Consider the following 1,087-nt stretch of genomic DNA (forward strand, 5'->3'; position numbering starts at 1 on the left):
GCGACGTCTCTCATCCCCTGTATTTTTTCTAAGATCGAGAAAGTCTTCGATATCTAAATGCCAGCTTTCCAAGTATGCACAAACGGCTCCTTTGCGTTTACCGCCTTGGTTCACTGCAACAGCCGTGTCATTTACAACTTTAAGGAACGGCACGACCCCCTGAGACTGGCCATTAGTTCCCTTGATGTGCGCGCCTAGCGAGCGAACATTAGTCCAATCATTACCCAATCCACCTGCCCATTTTGAGAGCAAGGCATTGTCACGCAAAGCGTCATATATACCGCTCAAGTCATCTGGAACAGTGGTCAGATAGCACGATGATAGTTGAGGTCTTAACGTTCCGGAATTGAACAAGGTGGGGGTTGAGCTCATATAATCAAACGATGACAAGAGGTCATAAAATTCAATTGCACGGGCTGTAGGGTCATCCTCATTTAGCGCGAGCCCCATTGCGACTCGCATAAAAAAGGTTTGCGGCAATTCAATACGCGTTTCTTCATGATGAATAAAGTAACGATCGTATAAAGTCTGTAACCCTAAATAGGTAAACTGGTTGTCACGCTCTGGTTTGAGCGCATCGGCAAGCATCTCTATATTGAAGGAATCTAACTTAGAATCGATAAGCTCTTCTTGAATGCCAAAACGGATGCCCGCTTCGAATATTTCAGCATACGCATTACTCGCATCTTCTATCGCAGCAGGCAAGTAAACATTCAATGCCTTACCCACCTCGCTCATTAACGAATCCAACAACAACCTTGCACTAACAAACGAATAATTCGGCTCTGACTCGATCAAAGGTCGCGCAGCCATAATAAGCGCTGTACCAATATCTTCCTCTTTAATGCCGTGATACAGGTTGCGATAGCTCGAATCTAATAAATGATCTGCATCAACGCCTTCAAGGCCTCTGCACACCTGAGAAATCAAAGCGCGAATACGACCAATGTTTAATGGCGCCTCAGAGCCATCATTGCGTTGCATTTTGAAGTGAGGATGTGCCTCTTCGCTAGGCTGTTGATCTTTACGCTGCTGAGCGTGCTCCTCACGGTACAAAACATAAGCCCGTGCAACTTTCTGCATCCCT

1 protein-coding gene is annotated in these 1,087 nt (G+C 45.9%); it reads right to left on the reverse strand.

The genetic code is table 11. The annotated features are described in order from the left end of the window. Positions 1-1,087, reverse strand: a 1,087-nt coding sequence (locus A3739_RS02540) for a ribonucleotide reductase N-terminal alpha domain-containing protein (protein ID WP_255376761.1), incomplete at both ends; no start/stop codon positions are given.

The sequence above is a fragment of the Oleiphilus sp. HI0067 genome (genome assembly GCF_001635735.1).